Genomic DNA, 26,359 nt, shown 5'->3' on the forward strand with positions numbered 1-26,359 from the left:
GGTTGAGTTCCGCGACGGCCTCCGCCAACTTCAAGTCGCCGCCTGATCAAGCGTCACCAACTTTCGCCCATATCTCATCCGAAGCGCGTACCCACTGCTCCTGTGAGCGGTATAGTAGATCGATCGTGGCGTACCACTTGTCCTCGCCTGCACAGCGGGCGAGCATGAAACCCGCGGAGGCCCGGGGGTCGAAGGGAAACTCCCTGATGATGAACCGGACGCGGCCTGTGTCGACATATTTTTCCTTGAGCGCGGGCCAAGTGGTCAGATGAAAGCTTCGACAGTGTCCGCAGGTCAGGGAAGCGTATTCAATGATCGTAACCGGCGCGTCGGCAGAACCGAACGATTGCTCAGGAAGAGGGCCCGGATCCATAAGGGCTGCGATTTGCTCTTGTGCCACGGCGGGCAGCGGCAGCAAGATCAGACCGAGAGCAACAACGGTCCAGAAGAAATTGCGACGTATCATTGATATGTTTCTCCCATTCGCGTGTTGCTGACGATAACACCTCTAGCCGCTAGAGGTGCAAGCCTTGAAATCGGTTCAGCCGCATTCGCACTGCGTTGCTTTAGCCTAGATCAGGAGCAACCATTTAGGGGGGATCTGCACCCCGAAACGTGCGCCCTTACGCGGTCGGCCTGGTTGGAGATCTCAAGCGCCCGGGCGGTACGTTCCATCTAGTCTGGATATCCAGTAACGGGCCCGCTTCCATTTGGAGTGGTTGGATGTTCCTCGCGCCTGCTCTTTGGCCGCACATCGGCGGGTGTGCAGGGCTGTAGCTCCACCCGTGAAATCAGTGGCGAAGATAATAAGCACCGCACTTCTTTGAGTTGAAAGGTTGCCACAAAACGTTGCACCTCTAGCGGCTAGAGGTTGCATTGTGGATCTGCAACATAGCCGAAGAGGCCCGAAAACGATGTGGTATCGGTTAGAGCCGGCGAGCCTCGGAATGGCGCTGCTCATTGTCTTGTCAGTGGTGTCATTCGATCTCTTTTCCAAGTTGGTCATTATCGACCTCGTTATGCAGCCGCCCAGGTCCATTCCGGTGACCAGCTTCTTAAGTCTGGAACTCGGCTTCAACTCGGGGAGTTTTTTTGGGCTCTACTCAGAGTTCTTCATGCGGACTTCGAAACTCGTGCTTGCTGCTGACGCGGCGACCGCCATCCTTGTGCTCGCCTGGGCTGCTGCGACGAAGAGCCGCCTTCAATCCAGCGCTCTCGGCCTCCTCGCAGGTGGCGCTATCGCCAACGCTTGGGATAGAGTGCAACGCGGCGCAGTGACGGAGTTCATCGACATTCATGTCGGAGACTGGAATTGGCCAGCCTTTAACCTTGCTGATATCGCAGTCGTGCTCGGTGCTACAGCACTTGTGATTGCCTACCTGCGGAGGACCTCAAACCAAAGCGGTGGGATCGAGTGATCCAACATATCGGAATTCATGATGCAAAGAGCATTTGTAGAACTATCCAACGACGAAAAGCTGCGGCTCGTTCGGAAGCGAAAGCGCATGAACATTCTCGTGCTGAGTGGCCTTCTGCTCTTCGTCGGCCTGACTTATGCCGGCAGCCTTTTCCACATTTCGAAGGAAAACAGAGCAGCCGCTTCCGTGGAGGCTGCTCCCGCCTCGATCACACAGCGTTGAATGGCCGCTGACCGTATCGCGGGACATATTGACGTTCCGGCATCCTCAGATGGGGTCGCTGCTTTGCAGTACATTCGAAAACTGAGTGTGTTCGTCGCCGCCTGGCTATGTTCTTACCTGGCGATCGGGATGGTATTCTGGTTCTACTGTTTGGTCGGCGGACACAACTTCACCGAGGCGCTTTACGGGACGACAGCGACTTACCTTTTGTCTCTGGTCGCTTCGGTCGAGTTTGCCTGGTTTGCGGCAAAATGATCTCTTTTGCAGCGAACGCCGGGATTCGGGAACAAGTTGAGCGCAACGTTCCCGGCCATTAAGCTGCCTCGATCTTCTGTTCAAGACATTGCCGCGCAAATCTCGGATTGGGCGGCCCCAACTGCGAGACGGACATTCTTTCTTTCCAAGGCTTCGAACTGTCTCGAGCGTGCCGCTGAACTGGCTCGAACCGATCTCGCCTTGAACGGCGTTGCCGCAGATTTCAGAGTTGCTTTGCCAAACATCAGTCGGATCGGCTTTGGCGGTGAAAGCAGGTTGGGTGTCGATTCGGATGATCGTGCGGCAGGTTGAAAACAAAGCACTCAGGGCTTGGCGACGGTCGTTGAGGCGATCGCCGCACGAAAAGCGTTTCCGCCTTCGACCACGCTGTCGCCGATCATTCGCTCTCCGTTCGGTCCGAAGCGATCAATTACCCCATCCGGCTGCACGCGATGCGGCATAAGAAGTTGGAAATGGGTGTCGACCGCGATTTCGCCTGGCGGCCAATCCGAGACATCAATCTTGGCTGAGAACCGGCCGTCGTCGATCTGAGCATAACCGGTCGTGCGCCTTTGCGGAGTAGCGGGCCTGTAGACAGCATATATGATCCATGCTCCGTCCGGGACGCTGGCCCGACCGCTTATGCGCAGCCGCTCCCCTTCAATGGCGGCCTGGACCGAAATCGCAACGGGTATCTCACCTGCCGAAAAGGAGTTGCTCGGGGCCGTCAGCCACAGCGTCAGGGCAAGTGCCCACAACATTCCACGCACGCTACATCCCCATTGCGTGTTTCACACCTAAAGCCGCCGGCGCTTGCAAACGCAGGTCGTCTCCCCGAGCAGCATCGGGGCCTTGTAAGCCTTGCCAAGCTTGAGTTGGGGTTAACAGACAAAGGGACCAAAAGTCGCCCTTGGGCGTTCCGGCAAGGTAACGCATCATCGGTGGCGATCATGACGATTGTGTGGGTGGCAGTTCTTCTTGCAGCGGTTTGGACCGCACATTGGGGCGCCGAGCGCCTTTCCAGCCCTCTGAAAAAGTTACGCAGCCAGTGGGGTTTTTCCGTTGTTGCCGGGGGATCCTTCCTCGGCCTTGCCTCTGCAGCTCCGGAAATCGGCATTAACACTACTAGCGCGATCCGCGGTGTCGGTGATATCGGGCTCGGAGCTCTGCTTGGCTCCAACGTGATCGCGATCCCGATCATGATCGTAGTAGGCTATCTCGTCACGCGTAAAAAAGGTCTGTCTTCCGGCGGCCAGAAGACCGGCAATGACGGCGGGCGGCAGTCCAGGGATCATGCCGAACATCGCAGTGAGCAACTTCTTCGGGTCGAGCGAGGAGCCGTCAGCGTTCAGGCAATTCCTTACCTCGGTATTGTCGCTTTGTTCGCCGTTCTCACGCTGCCAAAACCCTGGCGCGGTCTGCAGCCACTCGACGGGTGGATCCTTCTGGTGGCCTATCTCGCCTACCTCGCGCAAGCACTGCTGCGCGGACGCCAAGCCGGTGAGAAGGTCGAATGGCAACGCAAAGAGAGGTGGATGGCTGCAGCAGGCCTTGGAGCGCTCGCAATCGGCGCCTACTTCACGGTCTTTTCGACGGAAAGGATTGTCGGTGCGCTCGGGATCTCCAACATCGTCGGCGGTTTGTTCATCACCGCGCCGGTGGCGGCGCTTCCGGAGATATTCGCCACCTGGTACGTCGCAAGGAGCGGACAGGTAACATCCGCCATCACCAGCGTGATAGGCGATCACGCCGTCACGATGACCCTCGCCTTCATTCCGCTCACGATCATCGGGATGCCCATCAGCAATCTGCAACTTTTCTGGGTGACGCTTGCTTTCGTGGCGCTTATGCCTGCGCTTTATGGGGCCTTCATTCACTTGGGGGCAGACAGGCACGGGTTCAAGCTTTGGCAGGTCATCGCGCTGCCGGCGGTCGCGGCGGCTTACGTCGCGCTTGTCGTGTTCTGGGTTCAGCCCTTCGGCCAGCAAGCCTCCGGGGACTCGGGCCAGCAAAACTCGGCTACTTCACAAGACGGCCAGTAGCTCGAAACAGAGTTTGGGCAGGTGCGAAATCCACGATAGCGGCGGGGATCCTATGCTCTGACTGGCACGGTCGGCCGAAATGGAGTTGCTCCACAATGGTCCCGATCCGTTCTGCCCTATTCACCAGTAGGCCCGGACGCTGGGCCGTTCGGCTCCGGGTCCGGTGCCATGGTCTGAAGCCGTTCATAGTATAGCGAGACAGCTTCTATGTCTTCTTCGTCCAGGTTGCGAACGGCCGCTGCCATGATGCGCGAATATTCCGTGTTCCCCCTTGCATCTTGCTTCCAAAGCCGCAACTGCTGGGCGATGTAGCTGGCATACTGCCCGGAAAGTGAAGGGTAGCGAGGATTCCTTGGAGCAGTCGTCGGCCCGTGACAATTTGCACAAGCAGGGATTCCCTGATCAGAAATACCTTCGGTCGCAATGGCTTCGCCTCTCCTCAGCACTTCGCGATCGGCAGGCAGCTGCGGGTCTGCGGAAGGAGCGTCCTCGATCCCGGCATAATAGGCTGCGAGCGTGCGCATTTCCTCCTCAGTCAGATCGGCCGCGATCGGCTGCATGATGCCGCTCGGACGCAAACCAAGCGCATAATCCTGCAATGCGGAATAGAGGTATTCAGCGCTTTGGCCGGCCAGCCGCGGAAACGCCCCGGTGCCGCGGCCGGTGCCATTTGAGCCGTGGCAGCGAATGCATTTGACAAGAGCATCCGTGCTCCCGTCGCCCAGAGAGAAAGGCTGAAGCTGTTCGGCAGTCGTTTCGGTTCCGCTTGCTTGTTCACCTTGTGTGAGCTCACGGTATTCGTCTGGGCCTATCTCCGGCAAGCGCGCAAGGAAGGCCACCACCGACCAGACTTCATCGTCACGCTCCTGGGCGGCCCAGGCAGGCATTCCGGTGTATTTAAGGCCGTGCTTGACGATCCAGAAGAGTTCATCCGCACGCCACTCGTCGACTTTGTCCGGCAGATAGGGCGGCGCGGGCAGCATCTGCTTGGCGACAACACTGCGTGCCTCGCCGGGCGCGCCGTGGCAGCTCATGCACCCTCCGAAATAGTGGCTCGCGCCGCGCTGGATCATTGCCAGATCGTCAAGCGGTGGCACCTTCAAACCCACCGACTGGGTTTCCACCGAGTTCTCCATGCCGAATGTGAGGAACCATCTGGTAATCGCCCAGTGCCCCGCGCTCGCTGCGACATTATACAATCCCGACCAGGCAAACAGGAATCCGCCAAGGCCGACAAACAAGAGAAAAAAGCCGATGGTTTTGAGCCTTCGTGCCATCAGTCAAGCCTGCTCAGAGCCATGTGTGCACTGCCATCTGGTCTCAGATCCAGGCTGTAATGGAACTGGCCCGGTGCGAAATTGTCTTACAAGCTCCGTCTGCGCCTCTCAATTCCTAACGAAGCCCCGCAGGTGGAGGTAAGAAAGCCGCCTTGCTATCTGCTTGCTTGGCTATGCGGCCGAGCCAGGTGGCGGCCAAGGCTATGGCCGCACTCAGGTATACCGCGCCCGCCGTTGGCATCATGATGAGGCCGGCGAGTTGTTGATCCTCAATGGGTGACATCCCCCATGGTCCACCGCGGTCGGCATAGGCCGGGTAAAGAACCCGAGGCGCGAAGATCATAAGCGCACCCAGCAAACCACACAGCTTTGCTGTGACAAGCAAGGCCAGGATCGACCGCGCGTAGCCGATGCCCCGCGGGTGGCTCACCGCGATCCAGAAAAGAAACGCAACCACGAACAGGGAACCGTGCATGAGAGCGTGAACAAAGTCGTCGCGCAAAGCCGCCGAGATCGCGCTGGGCGTGTGCCATAGCCAAAGGGCGACCTGCTGCAGTGCGGTTGCAACCAGGACCCCGGTCAGAACCCGCCACATCATACGCAGTGGCGGCCATGTGAGAGCCATGGCGAAGCGATGGCGAAAGCTGCGCGGCAGTCCGTAGGCGATCGTCGGGAGGGGGGTACTCACCACCAAAAGGGGAGCCGCAACATTCATCAGAACTACGTGCTGCGCCATATGAGCGGCAAAAAGACTCTCGCCCATCGCGTCAAGAGGCCAGACCAAAGCCGCAACCAGGGCGAACATACCTCCGAAAAAAGTGGCAGCCTTCCAAACGGGAACGCCGCGGCCCAGCCCTGTGCCACCCCATCGACGGACAAGTCCAAACGCATAGATCGTGGTTGCCAGGACCAGCGGAACAATCACCAGCGGATCCAGGCTCCACATGGTCCAGAAGTCGTGCGGGCTAGGCGGGGCACCATCCACATGCGCGGAGGCGGGACCGGTCGCGAGAGCGGCAGCCAGCGTGGCAAGTCCGCACACGAACCCCATTTTCCGAACGTGCCGTTCCATTCGCTTCGGCCTTCCAATCCGTGTTGCTCCTGAAGGACATGTCCGGCGTGAAGTGCCCGGAGCGTGCGTATGAACACGTCTACCTGGATGCCAACGGACAGCCGGTCTGGACATGGCGTTCAACCTCCCGCACCCGTGCACGCCGGGACAACCAGCACCGGCAGGCCCTGCCAGAGGACAGCGACGGCGGAAAGGCCGGCCAGAGTGGCGGTGATCGGACCCATGAAGCGAAGTTGTTCCTCTCCGCCGAAACCCATCGCTCCCCGACCGGCGACGGCGAAGGAAAGGACGAGAAGTTCGGCTCCCAGAGCAATTAAGGTCACGACTCCAATCGTAAGTGTATTGAGAGCCATTCCGAACAGTTCAAGTCGTGCGAAATCGAAGGTGCAGGCAAGCGCGTTCAAGCCATAGACAAAGCCTAAATGAGCGGCCCATATGATCAGGCCGGCCGTCATGAGGAGAATTCGGGTCACAAATCGCTCTCTCATGGGCATCACCCGATCAGCCGCGGGAAGAAATGGATGACGGCGAGCCCGACCAGGCCTTGAGCTGTCATGTAGTGCCAGAAGAGCATAGTGTTATCGAACGTCACACGGCGCACACCGTCCAACATGCCTGCCAGAGACCGGGCGATCGTGTAGAACGCCATCAGCGTCAGGGCCACGACATAAAGGCCCTGAACGCCAATAACGGTGTAGACGACGGCGCCGTAGCTGTGTTCCTCTGGCCTCAGTCCGGTCTGCCACTGTCCGAAAAGATCAACGGCCAGGCCTCCGGCCATCAGCGGAAAAGCAACCAGGAGAAGGAGGCGCACGCTCCACCAGGGCCCATTTCGTTTACGCCTTTTCAGAAAGCCACTGGCGAGCCATATGGCACCGCTCGAGGATGCGTAAAGCGCGGCCGCTACAGCGGGCCAGCCCAGTGAGGGAAGCTCGACGCTCCCCGGCGGCCAGGCTCCGGGGTTCACAGTCCATAAGAAGAAATAGGAAAAAATGAGAGTGGTGAAGAGAGTGCCGCCGACCAGGATGAGCACCACCATCGCCCACCACGAGTGCGATGACGGCCCCGTCACATAGGCGGGCAGGCGGAGCCCGCCACCGATATCCACCTGATCGACCGTCGGGCCGGGATCGGTGTCCCACAGCCATAACATCACCATGGCGATCGCAAGCAGGCCGCAAATGACAGCGGGGATGACCAACTTCACCGTCAGGCCCAGAAAGAAGGCGGCCGTGAATACGGCGGCGAGTACGGTCGGCCAGCTCGGACCCGGCATCTGCACCACATATTGCGGAGTTGCGTTAATCGGACTGGTGACGATGGTCTCGCGTCCGCCGGTCGGCGCACCCGGAAGAAAATAGCGGCCCGCCTCGACGTCCTCCGGCAGGTTTGGTTGATCCCAGAGCGGCTCGCGGCTCGTGACGATCGGGATGCTCCGGGTCTGGTAGTTACCGCTCGGCAGCCATTCGAGGGTACCGGCGTTCCAGACATTGCCAGGGCTCTTGTTTGTGAAAGGACGGAAGTTCCTGATCAGGTCGACCAAGAACAGGAGCACGCCGGCTGCGATCATGAACGCGCCGACGGTGGAGATCATGTTGAGCGTATTCCAACCCAGCTCGGCGGGATAGGTATAGACCCGTCGCGGCATCCCGATCAGTCCGGTGATATGCATCGGAAAGAATGCGGTGTTGAAGCCGATGAAGATGAGCCCGAATACCCACCGTCCAAGCCGCTCTGAAAGCGGCCGCGCGCTCGCCGTTGGGATCCAGTAATAGAAGGCCGCAAACAGCGGAAAGACCATTCCGCCGAACAGGACGTAGTGAAAATGTGCGACCACAAAATAGGTGTCGTGCACCTGCCAGTCGAAGGGCACCATTGCCACCATGACACCCGTCAGTCCACCCAGGACGAAAGTGAACAAAAACCCAAGGACGAACAGGGCCGGCGTGTTGAGCCGAATGCGACCTGCGGCAAGCGTTGCGATCCAGGCGAAAACCTGGATTCCACTGGGAATCGAAACGGCCATGCTGGCGGCTGAAAAGAAAGACAGCGAAAGCTGCGGAAGGCCTGTCGTGAACATGTGGTGGACCCACAGTCCAAAGCTGAAGAAGCCCGTCGCGAGCAAAGCAACCACGACCAGCCGGTATGCGACCAATGGCGTCTGCGCGACCGTGGGAATGATCATCGAGACAAACCCGGCCGCAGGCAGGAAAATGATATAGACCTCCGGATGGCCAAAAAACCAGAAAAGATGCTGCCACAGGAGCGGGCTACCGCCTTTCTCGGCCACGAAAAACGGCCACTGGAAGGCGCGTTCAAGCTCGAGCAGGGCGGTGGCGAGTATGACGGCGGGGAACGCGAAGACTATCATGCCGGCGAAGATCAGCATCGTCCAGGCGTAGATCGGCAGCTTGTCGAGGCTCTGGCCGGGTGCCCGGGTTCTCAGGACTCCGACGATGATTTCGATGGCCCCGGCGATAGCTGATATCTCGATGAAGCCGATGCCCAACAGCCAGAAATCGGCGTTGATGCCGGGGGAAAACTCATAGCTCGTCAGCGGCGGATACATGAACCAGCCGCCCTTTGGCGCCAGTCCGAAGAAGATGCTGGAAAAGAAGACCAGGCCTCCAACGAAATAGGCCCAGAAAGCGTACGCGGACAGGCGCGGAAACGGGAGGTCGCGTGCTGCCTGCATGTTGGGCAGGAGGTAGACGCCCATGGCCTCGACGGCGGGCACGGCGAAGAGGAACATCATGATCGTGCCGTGCATCGTGAAGAGCTGGTTGTAGAGGTCCTCACCGACAAGATCATTCTCGGGGACGGCCAGTTGCGTCCGCATTATCAGGGCCAGGACCCCGGCCAGGATGAAGAACAGGAACGCCGTCCCGACATAGAAGACACCGATGTAGGTGTTGTTGACGACGGTGATGTAGTTCCATCCCGACGGCGGCTTCCAGACGCGCTCGAGCTCCTCCAGCTCGCCTTCTGGCCGAGGGGTGGAATTCGGTAGCTCCCTGTCCGGAGCGGCCCGTTCTGTGCGGTTATCCGTCTGCGTCATTCCAGGCTTTCCAGATACGCCGCAATGGCTCGCAAATCCCTGCTTTCGAGGTTCCCGAAAGAGGGCATGGATACTCCCGGTTTCACATGCTGAGTGGACGAAATCCACCCGGCAAGCGTCCCGATATTCGTCGGAAGAGTCCCCGCACCAATCGAAAGCCGTCCGCCGACATGCGTCAGATCAGGCCCGAGGTCGCCCGTTGCCGGCGTCCCGCGCACGGTGTGACAGGCGCCGCAGCCATTCGCGATGAACAGGTCCCGACCGTATTTCAGTTCCGCGGCCACGCGATCCCATGCGGGGTCTGCCTGACCCGCCGCCCAGGCATCGAATGAACCCGGCTCCATCGCGACCAAATAGAAGGCCATCAATGCATGCTGGGCACCGCAGTACTCAGCACACTGGCCCCGGTAGACGCCCGGCTTGTCGGCGGAGAAAGTGTAAGTGTTCACCTTCCCCGGGACCATGTCGAGCTTTCCGGCCAGGCTCGGAACCCAGAAGGAGTGGATCACGTCAGCGCTCTTGAGGATGAATTCCACCGGTTCCCCAGCCGGTACGCGAATCTCGTTTGCTGTGGCGAAGCGCACCCCACCGGACTCGTCGAGATAACGCACGCGCCACCACCACTGCTCACCGATGACCTCGATCCGGAGCGTGGGCTCTTCCGCGCCCACATGCCCGCGGGTCACGAAAAAGCCGTAGCCAAGGAGCAGCGACAGGACGGCGACTGGGAAGACGATTCCACCGGCGATGACGACATTTTGCTGCGCGAGCCAACGTCGCCGTTCCTGCGGCAGGATGATCGTGAGCACAGTGAGCCCGATAACCAGCAGGAAGATGAGCGCTCCGCCGGTAAACATGATCCAGCCGATTCTCCAGATCGCATCGGCATGCGGGCCGCTCGGCTCAAGGACGGATTGCGACCCCGAGCAGGCGGTAAGAGGCGTGGCTAGGGCGGCGAGAAGGACAGGTCTTGAGATCTTCATCGGCCTACCGAAGCGTATAAAGGTAGGCCGCGACGTCACGGGCTTGCTTTTTATCAAGCGGCATCTGCGGCATTCCCGTATTGGGAACAAGCGACGGGGCGTCACTGACCCAGCGGACGAGCACGCCCGGTCGGTTCGGCAGTACGCCCGCTATGAGTTGGCGCCGACCAAACGAGTCGAGGGGCGGGCCGACTATGCCGTTCGCCCCGGCGACCCCCGGAATCCTGTGACAGACGCCACACTCAACTTCGGCGATTGCGGCGCGCCCAGCCTCCGCGTCACCTTCAAGCACCCGCTGCTCTTCCGGCGCGTCGGCATCGTTGCAGGCGGCCAGGACGATCGGCATCAGCAGCACGTAAACGTTGCAAAATCCAAAGAGGCTATGGACAGCTGAGCTGATCCTCGACCGCGTGGCTGCGAATAAAAGAGGCTTTCCTGCAGTTCCGTTCGCCAAACAATCACCCGTATCGGGTGCCGGTACTTGGCCGAACGGGTATTCCGCTCGCCTTGTCCCCAGACCGATGCTACCTGCAACTGATAGTTGCCAATGGTGCAGACCCACGGTGCTACGCCGCGGCCGCTCTATACCTTTTCCTCTGAGAAGCTGTAATAGCTGGAACCGGGGACGGTCCCGTTCTTGGCTGGCCAATGAAAGATGTGAAAACGCAACCAAAACAACAGCTCCTCCCGAAATTCGCAATCCATTTTTTCAAAGGGGCAATGCCAAGTGTTCTAGGGCAGAATGCCGGGCCTTCAAGGCATCCTGAGAACCTGCACATGGGCGGTTGGTCCCCCTGGACATGAAGAGTGCATGACGGTTCAGGCCGGCCAAGACACCCGGTGTCACCCTGTTGGCGCATGCGAGTGTTCATTGGGCTCGCCCGCGGCACGCGTTCGATGAATCTTGAGATGGAGTGTAGACGGTGCAAACAAGGCAGCCGGCACATATTCGGACGCTATGCGTTAGACCCTGTGTGGAACGAGTTTGAAGCAAAACGGGGTTATCATGCCGACGCCAATGCAAAAGAGCAGCGAAGCGACCGCGGAACAATTGGACCTCGCGCGAAAACAGGGCGACGCCTACCAGGAATCACTGCAATACATGATCGACAAGGTTGTCGCGAATGGCGGAATGCAGGAGGCGGGCGAGTATCTGATCGCCTTTGCACAGGAGAGCGCGGAGGGCCTCTATCACCTCGAAGGCGAGGGGCAACTCGTCTGGAAGGAGCCGGAAAGCGAAAATTGCCACATCGAAATCGCGGTCTGCGACAAGGCGGATCGGCGCTTCATACCCGGTCTCCGTGTAGAGCTTACGATCATTCCCGAGAGGGGCGATCCTATCGGCCCTATGCAAGTTCCCTTTCTTTGGCACCCGGGGCTCTATCATTACGGGCGCAACATCACGCTGCCGGGCACCGGCAACTACACTTTGCGCGTTCGCGTCGATCCGCCGAAATTCGGACGCCATGACAAGACCAATGGCGCACGCTACTCTCAAGCTGTGGTGACGGAATTCAAGGAAGTGCAGCTGAAGGCCGGGTCCTGAGCGTGCTGAACGCCCACTTTAACCGTTCGGGAGCGAAACATGGCCCACGGCAGCCACGCTCATACCGGAAGAGCGTCACCGTCACATCGCGGACCAAGGCTTCTAATCGCGCTAGCCTTAAACCTTGGCATTACAGTTGCCGAGGTGATCGGGGGCGTAATTTCCGGCTCGCTCACGCTTCTAGCCGATGCCGCGCACAACTTTTCCGACGCCGGTTCGGTGCTCGTCTCCTACATCGCCTGGCGGATCTCGCGCCGCCAAGCCGATCGCCGCCGCACCTTCGGCTACGGTCGGGCCGAGACGGTGGGGGCGGTGATCAACTTGACCACTCTCCTGGTGATCGGGGTCTACCTCCTCTACGAAGCGGCCAGCCGCTTGTTCAATGCGCAGGAAATAGCCGGCACGACCATGCTGGTGGTCGGCATCATCGCCATGGTGGAAGACCTCGCCGCTGCATGGGTGCTTCGCAAGGAGATCGGCAGCCTCAACGTCAAGAGCACATATCTGCACATGATCGCAGACGCTCTCACGACAGTCGGCGTGATAGTGGGCGCGCTCGTCATTATGCTGTGGGGAGCCGGTGCCTACTGGATCGATCCGGTTATTACGGCCGCGATTTCCGTCTATATCTTCATTCATGGCTATCGCGAGATCAAGAAAGCCATCGCTGTTCTGATCGACACCGCGCCCAAAGGCTTCGACTACGATGGACTTCTGGCCGAGCTAAAACGCTTCACCGGAGTGAAAGACGTCCACCACCTGCACGTATGGCAGCTTCAAGAACACCGGCTTGCACTCGGAAGCCACATCGCGGTCTCGGAAACGGATCTCGGGAGAGTCACTGACCTGAAGGAACAGATCAAGCACCGGCTGCGTGAGAGGTTTGGAATCCATCATGCCACCCTGGAATTCGAGTTGGCGGACAGGATTCAACATGATCAGGAACTCATCTCGAAGGATGATGACCATTGATGGATTATCTCCAGGTGCTCATGTTGGCCTTGATGCCTGCCGCCGGGAACTTCGCCGGTGGATTATTCGCCGAACTCGTGCCGACCACGAGAAGGACCCTGAGCCGGGCCTTGCATATGGCAGCCGGGATCGTTGTCGCTGTGGTGGGAGTCGAACTCCTGCCTGAGGCGCTCGGCGGCGCACCTGTCTGGCTGGTGATGCTGGGATTCGTGCTCGGCGGTGCGATGTTCATAGGCTTGGATGCGGCCCTGGAGCGTCTCAACGCCGGGACCAAGACGGCTGGCGCTTGGATGATTTACGCGGCCGTCTTCATCGATCTCTTCAGTGATGGGCTGATGATCGGCGCCGGTTCGGCCGTGTCGTTCAGCCTTGCCCTTGTTCTCGCCATAGGCCAGGTGACCGCCGACATACCAGAAGGTTTCGCGGCCATAGCCAATTTCCGGGACAAGGGTCTGCAGCGCGGAAAGCGTCTGGCGCTGGCGGCCTCATTCGTCATTGCCACTATCCTGGGCGCAAGCATCAGCTACTGGCTGCTTCGGGACCAAAGCGAAGCCCTCAAGCTCACCGCGTTGGCCTTCACGGCAGGCCTTTTGATCCTTGCCGCCGTCGAGGAGATGCTGACCGAGGCGCACGAGAGTGCCGAGGACACCAGGACAACGGCCGCATTCTTCCTAGGCGGCTTCGTGCTTTTCACTCTTATAGCAGGCTACTTCGAAGCATGAGTTGGCGTCCTATCGTCGCAGTTGCGGCCATCGCTGCCGTTTCACTGTCTCTCAAGACAATGCGGAGTTCTCAAAGGGTTGCGCGACTCACCACGAAGGAGCGTTCCAGGCGAAATCGCGCCTTCCGAAAGAGTGGTCCGCCGTGGACGCTCTGAGCCGCGAAGGCAGGCGCGTTCGCACTGTCGGTGAATGCTCCAGGTCTTCTCAAGCACGTTGCAGGGGCTCAAAAACACACCGAAATATGCTATGACGATGAATACCGTGCGACCGCTTGGGTGGCGAGGATGGAAGCGGTCTAAGGAAAGCGCATGCGCCGTCACTGCGATGATGAGATCAAGGGGTGGCCACCCGCCCCGAGGGCGACTGCCCCTTCATGCAAGGCCAACTCGCCAGATCGCAATTATCAACGAAGTTGAACCGTCACTTCACCGAACCGACAAGCGGGGCATGATCCTCGCGAATTGTCACCCACCGGCCGGTGTCGGTGCTCGCTTGCCGCTTGAGATAGGTGTACTTCGTTTCGTACCACGGCTTCACCACGTCGCTCAGATTATCGAGAACCAAGTCACCGACGTCTGTGCGGACTGTCAGGACGGCATGCCCTTCACCGTCCGGCTTACGGACCACCGTAATCAGCAGGTTCGATGGCGAGACGCCTTCCTGCATCAGGATCCGCCGCTTCTCCAGGACATAATCCTCGCAATCGCCCGCACGACCCGGATAGGTCCAGAACTCCTCACGACCAAACAGTTCGGTGTCATTGACGGGCTTGACGGCCTCGTTGACGGCAAGCGTCAAGGCAGAAAGCCTCTCCCGAAACTGCTCCGACATACGTTCCGGCTGACCTCCTTGCGAGCGAACTGCGCACTCAGTCGGGTAACGTTTGCAGAAATCAAAATGGCCGATGGGCTGGGATGTAAACCCGCCGATTTTCATCGCGGCTGTTTCCGCCAATGCAACATGCGTTGCGACACTGGCCATACTTAGAACAACGGCGGCGGACAACGGGATGGCGCCCCGTAGGCATCTCAGGATCATTCCTTACCCCCACATGGTTCGGAGTCTTGTTGTTTTTGTTAATAGAACGTTAAAAGCCGCAATATTGAAGGTCAACCGCTGGTGAGAGACATCACGACGCAGGGTTAACATTGTCCACAGCAACCCCTCTGACAACATTACCAACTCCGTCTTGTGGCGTTGCCAGCGAAACTAGAGCTATCCCTTCAAGTTTGCCTAAGACGGCGCCCATTGGCCGCCGCAGAAATTTTTTGCTCGCGAGCGTGCCGAGCAGGCTCCCAACGACCTTTTCAGCCGCAATCTTGTCGAACGCGCGGTGAGGAAACTGACCGAAGGTAAAGCCCGCGCTACCTTCCCTCGGTGTGCGGGTCAGCAAGGGCGGCTTCGGGCCGGCTGACGGGCACCAGGTCCGTGGACGTCCGCTTCGCCAGTTCCTCCGGACCGAACCGCTCAAGCAGCTTGCGGAACGATGGGTGCATGCCTCCGTCAGTATACGCGTGGGCCGATGGCGCTGTTTCGTCCGACAGGATCTGTTCCATCGCAAGCCGATCCGATTGTGCGCGAAGTGCCACCGCCGGATTCGGCTCCGATACGGCGGGTGGGCAGGCTGCCAGCGGATCACGCGGTTCGCCGCCGCTGAACTCGGTGTCGAAAACATAGCGTTTTTCGCAATAAGAGACCTTTGGCGGCCTGCGCGTAACTTCAAAAATATCGTAGCCTTCCTTCAGATTAGACCAGAAAGTGAAATTCGGATCTCTCCTGTATTTCGCCATGTTCTCCGGCGTCATCCTGAACGGAAATGCCTGCACCTGAAAAGCTGTCTGGCCGCCCCTGAGCGCCTCCCGCGCGATCGCATATATCTCAGCGACACCTCCGTCCGTCAGCGCATAACAACCCGATGACGAGCATGCGCCATGGACCATCAGTGCGTCTCCGGTGTAGCCAAGCCCGCTTTCGAGCACATTCGGGTAACCGAGATTGAAGGAGAGATAATATTTGGACTTTGGATTGAGCATGCCGGCGGAGACATGGTAGAAGCCCTCGGGAGCCTGACGATCGCCGTCACGGGTCTTAGGGCCAAGTCGCCCCGACCACCGGCACATTGGATACACTTTCAAAAGCGCGTAGCGGCCGGAGCGATCGCGTTTCCAGATTTCGAGCTCACTCTCTTGCTTGAATATGCGCACGAGGATCGGGGCTGCTGGAGACATTTCTTTTTTGCTCATCTCGCCCAGAAGACCGGCGGGGATCGGCTGAAAAGCCTTGCTGTCTACATCGAGAACGGTTGATACGCAGCCTCCAAGGAGCGCCAACGAGACGAGCACCAAAATTCCAAACACTTTTCGTTTCAAAAGTACCCCAACCTTTTTGGGCACATGCAGATGTGCTATTATCTACCATACCGGTCTGGTTAACGGGTTTACAAGCTTCCCGCGCCATCTGAACATCGCGCCACCGGGCATCGCATTGTGGAGTACCAAAGCGGGATCTGCAACACGATACACGCGCTGAGGTTCTCCCGCTTTGTCCCCGCCTCTCGACGCTGATGCTTTCCCCTTTACCTTGCCGATCGCTGCACAAGCACTGAAATTTGCTGCTAACAGTACAGTAACCAGGATCCATGCTCGGAATAGTGCAAGAAAGCCGCACTTGTCGTTCACATTGCCCAACAAATGTGTGACAGAATATTCTTGAGGAGCGATGTCGACCGCAAGTTTGTTACTTCATATGATGCTGAGATTCGCCGGCTGCCGCGCGCTCAGTGACCGAGTATCTGGCTCAGAAACAGCTTGGTCCGTTCGTTTTGGGGCGACGAGAAGAATGCCATCGGCTCGTTCTGTTCCACGATTTGGCCACGGTCCATAAAGACCACCCGGTCAGCCACCGCCTGTGCGAAACCCATTTCGTGCGTCACGCACAGCATGGTCATGCCCTCGTCGGCCAGTTCGATCATGGTGTCGAGAACCTCCTTGATCATCTCCGGATCGAGCGCCGAGGTGGGCTCATCGAATAGCATGATGCGCGGCTTCATACACAGCGCCCGCGCGATCGCCACGCGCTGCTGCTGACCACCCGAAAGTTGACCGGGATATTTGTTGGCCTGTTCGGGGATGCGCACCTTGTGCAAGAAGCGCATGGCGATTTCTTCGGCTTCCGCTCGCGGTAGCTTGCGGACCCAGATCGGAGCAAGCGTGCAGTTCTCTAAGATCGTCAGGTGCGGAAAGAGGTTGAAGTGCTGGAACACCATACCAACTTCCGAGCGGATTTTCTCGATGCCCTTGAGATCATTGGTGAGTTCGGTGCCATCTACCAAGATCCGGCCGATCTGGTGTTCTTCGAGCCGGTTGATCGAGCGTATCAGCGTAGACTTGCCGGAACCAGATGGGCCGCAGATGACGATCCTTTCGCCTTCCGCGACAATGAGATTGACATTCTTGAGCGCTTCGAAGTCACCATAGGACTTTCCCAGGTTCTCAATCCTGATCGCGGCAACGGGGGCACTCGAGGTTATGGTCTCGGTCATCCACGCTTCTCCATACCGCTGCGTTCAAGGAAATCGGCAAATCGCGCGAAGGAAAAGGCAAGCGCAAAATAGATCAGGCCGATGAAGAGGAATGTTTCGGTCGACGGTGCCGGCCAGTCCGGATCGGAGAGTGCCGCCTTGCCGGAACTGATCAGGTCGAACAGCCCGACCACCAAGACGAGGCTCGTATTCTTGATCATGACGATGATCGTGTTGGTCAGGGCCGGGATAACTATGCGGATCGCCTGCGGCAGGATGATCAGCCTCTGCGTGTTCCAGTAGCCCAGGCCCAGTGCCTTGGCAGCTTCCGACTGACCGCTTGGAATAGCCTGCAAGCCACCGCGAATGACCTCAGCCAGATAGGCCGCGGCAAAGATGGTCAGGGCGAGAAGCGCGCGCACAAACTTGTCTGGCAGGAGCGCCTCAGGCAGAAGCAGGGGCAGCAGGATCGAAGCGACGAAGAGCAGGCTCAGCAGTGGCAGGCCCCGGATCGTTTCAATCACCAGCACGCTCAATGTCCGAACTACCGGCAGGCCGGACCTGCGCCCAAGTGCGAGCAGGATCGCCATCGGAAACCCGAGCCCGATGGCGAAGACGGTAAGGATCAGCGTCACTGGAAGGCCGCCCCACGAACTCGTCGGCACGCGGCTCAGCCCGAAACCGCCGCCCATCAGCCACAGGACGAGCGCCATCATAGCCACCCATGCAAACCCGAGCCACGGGCGCCATGACGACGGCCGGGCAGACGCCACGAGCGTGGTCAGGATCAGGACGCACACAAGGCCGGCGCGCCACCGTTCCGCAGGCGGATAGATGCCAAACAGGATCTGCCCGGATTTGGCAATCACGAAGCTCCAGCAGGCACCGGTCGTGGCGGCGCACGTCTCCGGCTTTGCGGGCAGGAGCGCTGCATTGACGACCGCCCAATCCAGAAGCAGCCAGCCAACGCGGAGGATCAGCCAGAGGAGCAGCAAGCTAAGCGCGACATTCAGTGGAGTGCCCACGAACGGTGCCAAGCGTTGCAGCAAGGGCCGGAGGAAGGGGCGAATAGGCAGCGCAAGCGTGTTGGATGCAGTGTCGGTCATGTCTCAGTGCTCCACAATGGCGATGCGTCGGTTGTACGCGTTGAGCAGCGCGGACAAGGCGAGGTTCACCAGGAGAAAGACACCGAGGATCATTGCGACGCCCTCGATGGCATGGCTCGTCTTGTTGATCATGGTGCTTACGACCGTCATGAAATCCTGATAGCCGACGACGATAGCCAGCGTCGAATTCTTGATGACGTTGATGTACTGGCTGTTCAGCGGCGGGACGATGCTGCGCAATGCAAGCGGCACGACTACCAGCCGGTAGGTCTGCGCTCGCGTGAGCCCTGAGGCCGTGGCAGCCTCCCACTGCCCCTTGCGGACCGCCAGAATACCGCCGCGCACGATCTCGCCAATGAAGCCCGCGGTATAAAAGGTGAGACCGATCAGGATGGTGGTCAGTTCGGGAGTAAGCGACCAGCCGCCGGCGAAGTTCGCCCGTCGGAACTCCGGCATTTCAATCGATATTGCGTCACGATGCATAAAAAGAAGCAGCGCAACGCCCGTTGCGACGAGAGGCCAGGCCACTGCCAGATAGGCCGGGCGTCGCCCGGTCACCGATTGTCGCCAGTTCGCGGCATAGGCCGCCCCAATCAGACATGCCACGCTGGCAACAAGAAACACGAACGGCACGACCCCCGACTCCGACCAGCGCAAGGCCGGCATCGACAGACCCCGTACCGATACATGCGTTCCCGGCGCAAGCCTCCAGGCCTCCGAGGCCAAAGGCAGGATCTCCCACCACAGCGCGTAGTTGAATATGAGCAGGACGACTAGAGGTGTATTGCGGGCCACTTCCACCCAGACCCGGCAAATACCGCGCAACAGCGGATTCTGGCTCAGCCGGCCAATACCGATAAACAGGCCAATCATGCTGGCCAACAGGATGACGAGAACCGACACGAACAGGCTGTTGACCAACCCGACCACCGCGGCCCACCAGTTCGGGTCGGAGGATGAATAAGGCAGGATGGTCTCGGCAATCTGGAAGTTCGCCGGCTTCCAAAGGAATCCGAACCCAATCGGGATCCCGCGAAGCTCCAGATTTCGCGCCGTTGTCGTGAACAGCACGAACATGATGGCGACGACGCCTATCGTAAGCAACATCTGGGCGGCGATGGCGCGAAAACGGGCATCCTGCAGCATGGCCTGCTCCCCTTACCGGTCTGACCGTCTGGCAGATGGTGCCGGACGGCCAGAGCTACTGGATTACTTGAACGCGATTGGGAACAGGATGCCACCGTCGCGCGAAAGAGCGTTAAGCCGTCGCTCTGCTTTCAAGGGGCTGTCCTCGCCGAGATTGCGGGCGAAGACCTCACCGTAATTTCCGACCTGCTTGATGACGTTGTAGACCCATTTGTCATCAAGCCCGAGGGGCTCTCCTATGCCGGGTTCCGCACCCAGAGCCTTGCGGGTCTCAGCGTCGGAGGTGCTGGCCGCGACCTCGTCCACGTTCTGCGAAGTGATGCCGCGATCTTCGGCCCAGACCATTGCATTGAACGCATATCGAACGATGTCGAACCATCGGTCGTCACCGCGGGGCACGGCAAGAGCGAGCGGTTCGGTCGTCGCGCCGCTGTAGAAGATCGTGTGTTCGTCGGGATTGCTGGCGACGGAGGCGCGCTGCCCAGCAATCGCGAACCCGTCGCTCATGTAGCCGTCGCACCGTCCGCCGAAATACGCATCCCGCGCTAGAATTGTGGAGTCGAAATAGACGCGTTCGACCTGGACCGCATTGTTCTGCTCGATCAAGTCAAGGGCGTTCTCTACGAGACTGCCGCCGCCCTGGAGGCAGATTGTCAGGCCGTCGAGATCGGCGGCCGTCTTCACTTCCAGTGCCTTGCGGATCATGATCGCGTCGCCATCCACCAGGTTGATGGCGACGAAACGGACCGCGACGTCCCGGGTATAGGTCCAGGTCGTGGTTCGCGACAGCACATCGATCTCGCCTGTCTGTAGCGCGGGCAGGCGCTGGGCGGCGTTCAGAGGCACGAACTGCGCCTTCTCGCTGTCTCCCAGCACTGCGGCCGCGACGGCACGGCAATTATCGACATCGAAGCCGGTCCACACCCCCTGATCGTCGGGACGTGAAAGGCCAGGCACGCCCTGGCTTGCACCGCAGCTGACATAGCCCCTTTCGCGGACCTTGTCGGCGATGGATTGGGCCTGCGCCGACCCTACGATCAGTGCCGCGGCGGCCACCGCGGCGGCAAACAAGATAGCACGTTTCATCTGGGTCATCTCTCCTCTTGTTGTAGTTCCCTCTTATCAAGAGCACGTGCCCGCGTGGTTTGCGCGGCGTCGGCGCCCAAGAGGCTCAAGGCTGCCTCGATGTCCGCCTGTAAGTCCTCGACAGGCTCTAGCCCGATCGAGAAACGGATCAGCTTGTTGCCTGCCGTCGCTCCCGCCTCGTCACCTACTCGGTGCGGGGTCTGCGGTGTGACAATGCTCTGTGCGCTGCCCCAACTGGCCCCGATACGGAAGACGCGCAGCGCATCCACGAATTCTGCCATGCGTTCCTGAAAGGGGACCGCCAGCGCGATCGAGAAGAGGCCGCTCGCGCCCTGGAAATCGCGCCGCCACAACCGGTGCCCCGGATCGTTTGGCAAGGCCGGGTGCAACACTCGTTCTATTTCCGGACGGGAGGCGAGCCACCGCGCAAGAGTTAGTGCAGAGGCGCCCTCCCGCTCCATTCGTAGTGGCATGGTCTGGAGACCTCGCAATGCCAGGCTTGCGTCATCAGCCGAGACGCCCAGCCCCATCATGCGGCTGACATCCTTCATGCGCCTGAACAACGCTTCGTCGCGTGTCACGAGCGCGCCAAGCAGTAAGTCCGCATGCCCGCCGACGTGCTTGGACAGGGCTTCCATGACAATGTCGGCTCCGAGATCGAGCGGGTTGCAGTTCAGTGCGGAAGCCCAGGTGTTGTCAGCCAACACACACGCTCCAGCAGTGCGCACGGCCTGCGCGATGGCCGGAATGTCCTGAATTTCCATGGTGTTCGAACCAGGAGACTCGATCACGACCAACCGCGTGCGCTCGTTTATCAGTGCGCCGATGTCTGTCCCGATGGCGGGATCGTAAAGTACAGTTTCCACTCCGAACCGTGCGAGCATCTCAGTGCAGAAGGTACGTGTCGAACCGTAGGCTGCGGCAGTGACCAAGACCCGGTCGCCAGCCTTGAGAAGAGCGGTCAGCGCCAGAACCGTCGCTGACTGACCTGACGGCATGCACAGGGAGTACTCGGCCGCATAGAGCTCTGCCATGCGCGCCTCGAGCGTCCGGCTCGTCGGCGTTCCATACAGTCCGTAGGTGTAGCCATCATAGAACTGCTCGTAGCGCCGCTCAAAGGCGTCTGACGTGGGGAAGACGATGGTCGAAGCCCGCGTCACCGGTACCGAGAGGCTGGCGAACCCCTCATCACCTGCAGGTTGGGCACGCAGCAGTCTGGTTTCTCTTTTCAATGCTGATCTCCTTGATCGAACTGTAGTCCAGCTCGCCTATGTGCGATAATGTCCCACGTGCGGGTTGTTTATGCGTTGGTGTTATTATGCATTTGGGTGAGCTTGAGTCGTTCGACGCGGTGATGCGCATGGGCAGCACCAATCGGGCAGCCGACTTCCTGGGCATCAGCCAACCGGCTGTAAGTCGCGCTGTCGCCCGCCTTGCCCGATCAACACGGCTTACTCTTTTTCGCCAGGTTGGCGGACGACTAGTGCCCACGCCTGAAGCGCATGCCTTACACGAAGAAGTGCAGCGCGCCTTCATCGGTCTGGATCAGTTGCGCGCGCGCGCCGCTGCAATCCGCGAATTCGGCGCAGGTGGACTGCGGTTGGCCTGCTATCCGGCCCTCGGGCTGTCCTTTGCCCCTAAGGCAATCCAGCGCTATCGCGCCAAGGACCGATCGGGACACGTCACGCTTCTGGTTGCCGGATCCAACGCTGTGCGCGACATGGTCGCCTCCGGTCAGGCAGACGTGGGTTTGGCAGCCGACGAGATCGACGTATCACGCGTTTCCACGCAGCCCTTCATGACCGCGCCGGCGATCTGCGTCATGCCGAAAGGTCACCGCTTGACCAACTGCGAAACCGTCACACCCGCCGATCTCGTCGGCGAGCCGTTCATCGCCCTGTCACCGGATGATACCGTCCGACGGCGCATCGAACGTATCCTGGAAGACGCGGGTCTAGAAACACGTACGGTGGTTGAAACGCAATACTCCGAGGTCGTTTGCAATCTCGCGCTTGAAGGCGTAGGCATTGGCATCGCCAATGCGATGACCTACCGTGCCAGCCAGTTCGATCAGCGCGGGTTGGTTGCTCGCCCCTTCTCCCCCACAATCCCTTTTCGCGCACTGATTCTGACTGCAAAGGAAAGACTGAAATCCACACAGACCGAGGTCCTCATCGCGGCACTGCATGATACGCGGAACCAGATCGGCATTGGTAACGCTGTGGCCGCCGACCAGTTGTGACAGAGGTTACTTCCCACTGCTGCCAGTCTAGTTGCGCCTGCTGCTTAGCAGCGACACTTCCGGTCTCGTCCATCCGAAGCTCTTCCTCCACGCCTTCGTGTGGCTGATCGCAGGACCGCTGATGCTTACCGCTTCCGTCCAGTTACAGGCGCAGCGAGTGTCGAGCGGCAAATATGCGTCATGGCATTCAGACTGCTACGGAGCCGGCAACTGCTCTCATTCTCTTTCTGGTCCTCGCCGCCGTCATGCCGCATATGGGTGAGGCTGTGGAGGTAGCACTGACCGTGGCGCCGATCTACATCGCCTATGCCGATTGCTCCGCGCAGCGCATGGCGGAAATGGGGCATGAATCTCCAGTTACTGTAGCAATTATCTTTCCCTTGGAACGATGCGATAAGAGATGCCATGATCTGCACCGTTCCGCTACATGCTCTCACGTGGATTTTCGATTTCGAGACACAGTCGGTTGCCGAGTTGACCGAAGCCCCAAATGGAGTGCGCTGCCGGTCGGTCGCACGAAGGGCGCCACCCATACTCGAAATACCGGCATCGTCCGCGATTTCGGAACCTTCGACAGCTCTGACTGCTTTGCGAAAAGCATCGTCAGGACTTCGGTCCACTACGCGACTGGATCTATTGCGTATCGCCCGCAACTGCATGAACCGTTGAGTCAGTGCAATGTGCGTTGGGCGCGTACTCGCATTCCGGGGGTCGACCGGCTGAACCATCACCACGAGGAGGTGTCCTATGCAGCATGATCATAGCCATACTCACATTGATCCCAAGTCCGGAGACCGGCGGGTGTCCATAGCGATTTGGGCGAATGGCATACTGACTGTTGCACAGATCGTCGGCGGCATATTGGCCGGCAGTCTCGCCCTGATCGCGGATGCGCTGCACAATTTTTCCGACATGGCGTCGCTTCTGATCGCCTTTGCAGCCCGCAAGATCGCGCGGCGTCCGGCGGACGAAAGGATGACCTTTGGGTACGGGCGGATTGAAATAGTCGCCGCGCTCGTCAACTACACCACGTTGATCATCGTGGGCTTCTACCTGATCTACGAGGGCGGCATGCGAATGATCGACCCGCCCGAGGTCGCGGGCTGGACTGTGGTGATCCTCGGCGGTGTAGCACTCGCAGTGGACACGCTGACGGCGATGCTGACCTACTCGATGCAGAAGGGCAGCGTGAACATCCGCGCGCTCTTTCTGCACAATCTTTCCGATGCGCTGGCTTCGGTTGCTGTGATCGTCGGCGGGGCGCTCATCATCCTCTACGACATGCGCTGGGTCGATCCAGCGATCACGATCGGGATCGCACTCTACATCCTGTACCTTGCCTTCACGGAGATCGGCGAGCCTATCCGGACGCTGATGCTGGGCAGTCCTCCCGACATCGACAGTGAGGGTCTTATCGTCGCGATGCGGAGCGTCGAGGGCGTCCGGGACGTTCATCATGTGCATCTCTGGCAGATGCAGGAGCACGAGGCGGCGCTCGACTGCCACGTGGTCCTGACAGCGGAGGGTTGGAAGCGCATTGAGGCCATAAAGACAAAAATCAAGGAGAGCCTGAGGGACCACTTCGGTGTTACCCATTCCAGCCTGGAGTTCGAGCACACCGATTTCGTACACGAGAACGCTGCCCTTTATGGACATGGCGCGTCGGCGGCAAATGAGGGCGACCAGGTTCACTAAGACGCTTTAGGAGCATGACGATCACGTCAGCCTCGCCTGCGAGGGCCAGCTCGCCGAGGACGAGCTGACGCGCATGCACCCGCTGCTACGAGCGGTTGGACCGATAAGCACGAAGTCGTCTTCAATCTCACCGGGTTCGCGCCGATCCGGTTCGGCTACGTGTTATAGCCGGAAGTCTGAAGGAGGCCGACCATCTCGCTGATTGCGCCAGAAGCGGCCAGCCGCATCGACGCGTTGTTCGCCATCTGCGGCCACACAAGGATGAGGCGCTGCGATCCGGGCGCGGTGCACCCATCAGCTCCTGGCTGATTTGGCTCGGAAAAAGCAACCCAAACGAACGCCTCTCTGGATTGAGCAGACCGAGTGTCATTTCGTCATAAAGTACGTTTGGCGATACCCGGGACAGCGCTTGCTGGAACTGTGAGTTTCCATTCAATTGCGCGAATCGCATACCGACGATTTCAGTGGCTTGCGCCGCCACTTAATTTGATAATCCAGCCGCCCGGATTCGCACAATTAAGTGCCCACTTGTAGCGAAACGGGCGCATTCTTACGCTTAAGTGCCAAGCGACACTTGGCCTCCGGGGCTGGAGGGCGGCTCATCCTTTCGACGTCGCCATCATCTTCAGCCCTTCCGGACCCCTCTCGAGCGGCCGCCTCTCTGTCCGGCCGGGTCAAGGGCCGGCGTCAGCCGGGCGAAGCGTCACCCTTGAGGCGGCCGGCGGGCATGCGGCAGCCGTCCTGCTTCGGCTTCTCCCTCCCTCCCGATTCCTGGTTCCTTCCTCAATTCCGCGTTCCAGTCTTCCGCCAGCGGACGCATCCGCGCGAACCCACATCCTGCCTCGGCAGCAAGGTCTCGCAGACGGCCGGCGTATATCTCTCCCTGCGCGTTGTTGTCGGTGGCCGCCACGAGATGGGCGCCCGGCCGGTGGGCGTGTGCGCGAAGGGCCTCGGCCGTGGCCGGTGCCCAGCCGCCGCCGGTGCTCAGATATAGGGTATCCGCGCGGACGTCTTCGATCGCAGCCAGGCTCATGGCGTCGATCGCCGCCTCGGTGACACAGAGCCGGAGCGCATCGAACCGGCCGAGACGCAACAGCACCTTGGCGCCGCCGGACGCGAAGCCGCGCCAATCGGGGCCGCGCTCCTCCCAGCCGGTCACCTGACCGGCGTGATCGGTGTGGCCGGCCCACATGCTGCCCTTTGGGCCTTCGCGCAGGAGGTTCGCGGCAATGGCCTTCCCGATGACCTGTTCGGGGACGCGGCGCGTGTCGCGGAGATAACGCCATGTTGCCGAGCCGGGCCATGGTTTGCGCCGGAGCCGCCAACCTTCCATGATCGTCAGGTCGGGCGCACGGTCCCTGGTCTCGCGTGTCCAGACAGGTTCGGTCAGGACAAAGCCGACCAGCTCGGCAACGACATAAAGCGCGGCGGCAAAAGGCACGCCGTCGAGATGTTCCACCAGCGTGAAGACGTCGCCTTTCGCATCGGACAAGGGATCGAACCAGCCCTTGCCGTCATGGATCACGATGATGATCTCGCTGGCGCGGCGATACTTCATCGCCTTGCGGCTGCTCTCCTTAAGATCGAGCTCGAACCCCGCGTCCTCCAGCACGGAGTTGCAGGGCACCTTCCCTCTCAGCTCTTCCAGGTCTGCTTTTTCCATATCTCGCCTGCGCCTTCGCGCGCTCCTCTTATCCGATTCCCGCTCCCGGTCCGTGCCGGGACGAGGATCGGCAGGCCGCGAAGAGCAAGCCGGGCAAGGGCGCGGCGGGCAACCCGGCAGATTTGCGGGGCCGGACCGATTTCGCCCGCCGCGGCGAAGCCTCCCTTGCCGGGCGCAGCGCGCAAGCGGCACGCACACCCTGCGCGTCAACCGCTGCGGGGAGATGCGGGCGATTTCGGCGGCGACCTTGGCCCAGTGATAGAATTCGGCTTTCTCGCCGCGAACGCGTGCCCGGGCGGCACGACGCTGCGCCTCATAGCAAGCGTTGGCCTCA

26 protein-coding genes are annotated in these 26,359 nt (G+C 59.9%); 10 read left to right on the top strand and 16 right to left on the bottom strand.

The features are described from left to right. Window positions 1-46: 46 nt before the first annotated feature. Window positions 47-466 (bottom strand): thioredoxin domain-containing protein, encoded by a 420-nt coding sequence (locus NYR58_RS18090; RefSeq protein WP_378074737.1) that lies wholly within the window; start codon window positions 464-466, stop codon window positions 47-49. Window positions 467-947: 481 nt separating this feature from the next. Here NYR58_RS18090 and lspA point away from each other — a divergent pair, with 481 nt between their 5' ends. From lspA to NYR58_RS18110, 4 genes are all read left to right on the top strand, one after another. Further along, complete coding sequence (lspA, locus tag NYR58_RS18095) at window positions 948-1,418, top strand: signal peptidase II (RefSeq protein WP_261522559.1); 471 nt, start codon at window positions 948-950, stop codon at window positions 1,416-1,418. A gap of 87 nt (window positions 1,419-1,505) precedes the next feature. After that, window positions 1,506-1,640, top strand: coding sequence for a hypothetical protein (locus NYR58_RS18100; RefSeq protein ID WP_261522560.1), 135 nt, complete (start codon window positions 1,506-1,508; stop codon window positions 1,638-1,640). Further along, a complete protein-coding gene (locus NYR58_RS18105; protein ID WP_261522561.1) occupies window positions 1,641-1,895 on the top strand; it encodes a hypothetical protein in 255 nt (84 codons plus the stop codon). It begins immediately after the preceding gene. A gap of 36 nt (window positions 1,896-1,931) precedes the next feature. Beyond that, complete coding sequence (locus NYR58_RS18110; protein ID WP_261522562.1) at window positions 1,932-2,207, top strand: hypothetical protein; 276 nt, start codon at window positions 1,932-1,934, stop codon at window positions 2,205-2,207. A gap of 11 nt (window positions 2,208-2,218) precedes the next feature. On the opposite strand, the gene NYR58_RS18115 is transcribed toward NYR58_RS18110, so the two are convergent. Next, complete coding sequence (locus NYR58_RS18115) at window positions 2,219-2,656, bottom strand: hypothetical protein (protein WP_261522563.1); 438 nt, start codon at window positions 2,654-2,656, stop codon at window positions 2,219-2,221. Window positions 2,657-2,845: 189 nt separating this feature from the next. Between NYR58_RS18115 and NYR58_RS18120 the strand changes: the two genes are divergently transcribed. Next, window positions 2,846-3,937, top strand: coding sequence for a sodium:calcium antiporter (locus NYR58_RS18120; RefSeq protein ID WP_261522564.1), 1,092 nt, complete (start codon window positions 2,846-2,848; stop codon window positions 3,935-3,937). A gap of 116 nt (window positions 3,938-4,053) precedes the next feature. Here the strand turns inward: NYR58_RS18120 and NYR58_RS18125 are convergent, their stop codons facing one another. From NYR58_RS18125 to NYR58_RS18150, 6 genes are all read right to left on the bottom strand, one after another. Next, complete coding sequence (locus NYR58_RS18125; protein ID WP_261522565.1) at window positions 4,054-5,214, bottom strand: c-type cytochrome; 1,161 nt, start codon at window positions 5,212-5,214, stop codon at window positions 4,054-4,056. A 115-nt stretch (window positions 5,215-5,329) separates the two neighbouring features. Then, on the bottom strand, window positions 5,330-6,286 hold the full coding sequence (locus NYR58_RS18130; protein WP_261522566.1) for a cytochrome c oxidase assembly protein: 957 nt from the start codon (window positions 6,284-6,286) through the stop codon (window positions 5,330-5,332). 119 nt (window positions 6,287-6,405) lie between these two features. After that, complete coding sequence (locus NYR58_RS18135; protein ID WP_261522567.1) at window positions 6,406-6,774, bottom strand: hypothetical protein; 369 nt, start codon at window positions 6,772-6,774, stop codon at window positions 6,406-6,408. Window positions 6,775-6,779: 5 nt separating this feature from the next. After that, the gene (gene ctaD, locus NYR58_RS18140) at window positions 6,780-9,344 is read right to left on the bottom strand and encodes a cytochrome c oxidase subunit I (protein ID WP_261522568.1); all 2,565 of its coding nucleotides are present in this window, start codon (window positions 9,342-9,344) and stop codon (window positions 6,780-6,782) included. After that, window positions 9,341-10,327: a cytochrome c oxidase subunit II gene (gene coxB / locus NYR58_RS18145; RefSeq protein WP_261522569.1), complete on the bottom strand. Its 987-nt coding sequence runs from the start codon at window positions 10,325-10,327 to the stop codon at window positions 9,341-9,343. The genes ctaD and coxB overlap by 4 nt, the downstream gene beginning before the upstream one ends. A gap of 4 nt (window positions 10,328-10,331) precedes the next feature. Next, a complete protein-coding gene (locus NYR58_RS18150) occupies window positions 10,332-10,673 on the bottom strand; it encodes a c-type cytochrome (RefSeq protein WP_261522570.1) in 342 nt (113 codons plus the stop codon). Between the two features lie 660 nt (window positions 10,674-11,333). Here NYR58_RS18150 and NYR58_RS18155 point away from each other — a divergent pair. From NYR58_RS18155 to NYR58_RS18165, 3 genes are read left to right on the top strand one after another with little or no spacing between them, the layout of a single operon-like run. Next, window positions 11,334-11,873 carry an iron transporter gene (locus tag NYR58_RS18155; protein ID WP_261522571.1) on the top strand — a complete coding sequence of 180 codons (540 nt, stop codon included), beginning with the start codon at window positions 11,334-11,336 and terminating at the stop codon, window positions 11,871-11,873. A gap of 39 nt (window positions 11,874-11,912) precedes the next feature. Next, a complete protein-coding gene (locus NYR58_RS18160; protein ID WP_261522572.1) occupies window positions 11,913-12,845 on the top strand; it encodes a cation diffusion facilitator family transporter in 933 nt (310 codons plus the stop codon). Further along, window positions 12,845-13,567, top strand: a complete 723-nt coding sequence (locus NYR58_RS18165; RefSeq protein ID WP_261522573.1) for a ZIP family metal transporter — start codon at window positions 12,845-12,847, stop codon at window positions 13,565-13,567. The genes NYR58_RS18160 and NYR58_RS18165 overlap by 1 nt, the downstream gene beginning before the upstream one ends. A 420-nt stretch (window positions 13,568-13,987) precedes the next feature. Here the strand turns inward: NYR58_RS18165 and NYR58_RS18170 are convergent, their stop codons facing one another. The 7 genes from NYR58_RS18170 to metC form a co-directional block, all read right to left on the bottom strand. Further along, window positions 13,988-14,605, bottom strand: a complete 618-nt coding sequence (locus NYR58_RS18170; RefSeq protein WP_315903350.1) for a transglutaminase-like cysteine peptidase — start codon at window positions 14,603-14,605, stop codon at window positions 13,988-13,990. 326 nt (window positions 14,606-14,931) lie between these two features. After that, window positions 14,932-15,936, bottom strand: coding sequence for a L,D-transpeptidase family protein (locus tag NYR58_RS18175; protein ID WP_261522574.1), 1,005 nt, complete (start codon window positions 15,934-15,936; stop codon window positions 14,932-14,934). A gap of 407 nt (window positions 15,937-16,343) precedes the next feature. Further along, window positions 16,344-17,108, bottom strand: coding sequence for an amino acid ABC transporter ATP-binding protein (locus tag NYR58_RS18180; RefSeq protein WP_261522575.1), 765 nt, complete (start codon window positions 17,106-17,108; stop codon window positions 16,344-16,346). Further along, window positions 17,105-18,193 carry an amino acid ABC transporter permease gene (locus NYR58_RS18185; RefSeq protein WP_261522576.1) on the bottom strand — a complete coding sequence of 363 codons (1,089 nt, stop codon included), beginning with the start codon at window positions 18,191-18,193 and terminating at the stop codon, window positions 17,105-17,107. Before NYR58_RS18185 ends, NYR58_RS18180 begins: the two co-directional genes overlap by 4 nt. A gap of 3 nt (window positions 18,194-18,196) precedes the next feature. Next, entirely contained in the window at window positions 18,197-19,339 is a 1,143-nt protein-coding gene (locus NYR58_RS18190) for an amino acid ABC transporter permease (protein ID WP_261522577.1), read from the bottom strand. A 63-nt stretch (window positions 19,340-19,402) separates the two neighbouring features. After that, window positions 19,403-20,434 carry an amino acid ABC transporter substrate-binding protein gene (locus tag NYR58_RS18195; protein ID WP_261522578.1) on the bottom strand — a complete coding sequence of 344 codons (1,032 nt, stop codon included), beginning with the start codon at window positions 20,432-20,434 and terminating at the stop codon, window positions 19,403-19,405. Beyond that, window positions 20,431-21,657: a cystathionine beta-lyase gene (gene metC, locus NYR58_RS18200; RefSeq protein WP_261522579.1), complete on the bottom strand. Its 1,227-nt coding sequence runs from the start codon at window positions 21,655-21,657 to the stop codon at window positions 20,431-20,433. The genes NYR58_RS18195 and metC overlap by 4 nt, the downstream gene beginning before the upstream one ends. 86 nt (window positions 21,658-21,743) lie before the next feature. On the opposite strand from metC, the gene NYR58_RS18205 reads away from it, so the two are divergent. Both NYR58_RS18205 and NYR58_RS18210 read left to right on the top strand, forming a co-directional pair. Then, window positions 21,744-22,667: a LysR substrate-binding domain-containing protein gene (locus tag NYR58_RS18205; RefSeq protein ID WP_261522580.1), complete on the top strand. Its 924-nt coding sequence runs from the start codon at window positions 21,744-21,746 to the stop codon at window positions 22,665-22,667. Between the two features lie 801 nt (window positions 22,668-23,468). Beyond that, window positions 23,469-24,362 carry a cation diffusion facilitator family transporter gene (locus tag NYR58_RS18210; RefSeq protein ID WP_261522581.1) on the top strand — a complete coding sequence of 298 codons (894 nt, stop codon included), beginning with the start codon at window positions 23,469-23,471 and terminating at the stop codon, window positions 24,360-24,362. Window positions 24,363-25,065: 703 nt separating this feature from the next. Here the strand turns inward: NYR58_RS18210 and NYR58_RS18215 are convergent. Next, a complete protein-coding gene (locus NYR58_RS18215; protein WP_261522582.1) occupies window positions 25,066-26,025 on the bottom strand; it encodes a DUF3991 and toprim domain-containing protein in 960 nt (319 codons plus the stop codon). Window positions 26,026-26,359: the final 334 nt, after the last annotated feature.

Source organism: Chelativorans intermedius, assembly GCF_025398255.1.
GTDB lineage: Bacteria > Pseudomonadota > Alphaproteobacteria > Rhizobiales > Rhizobiaceae > Chelativorans > Chelativorans intermedius.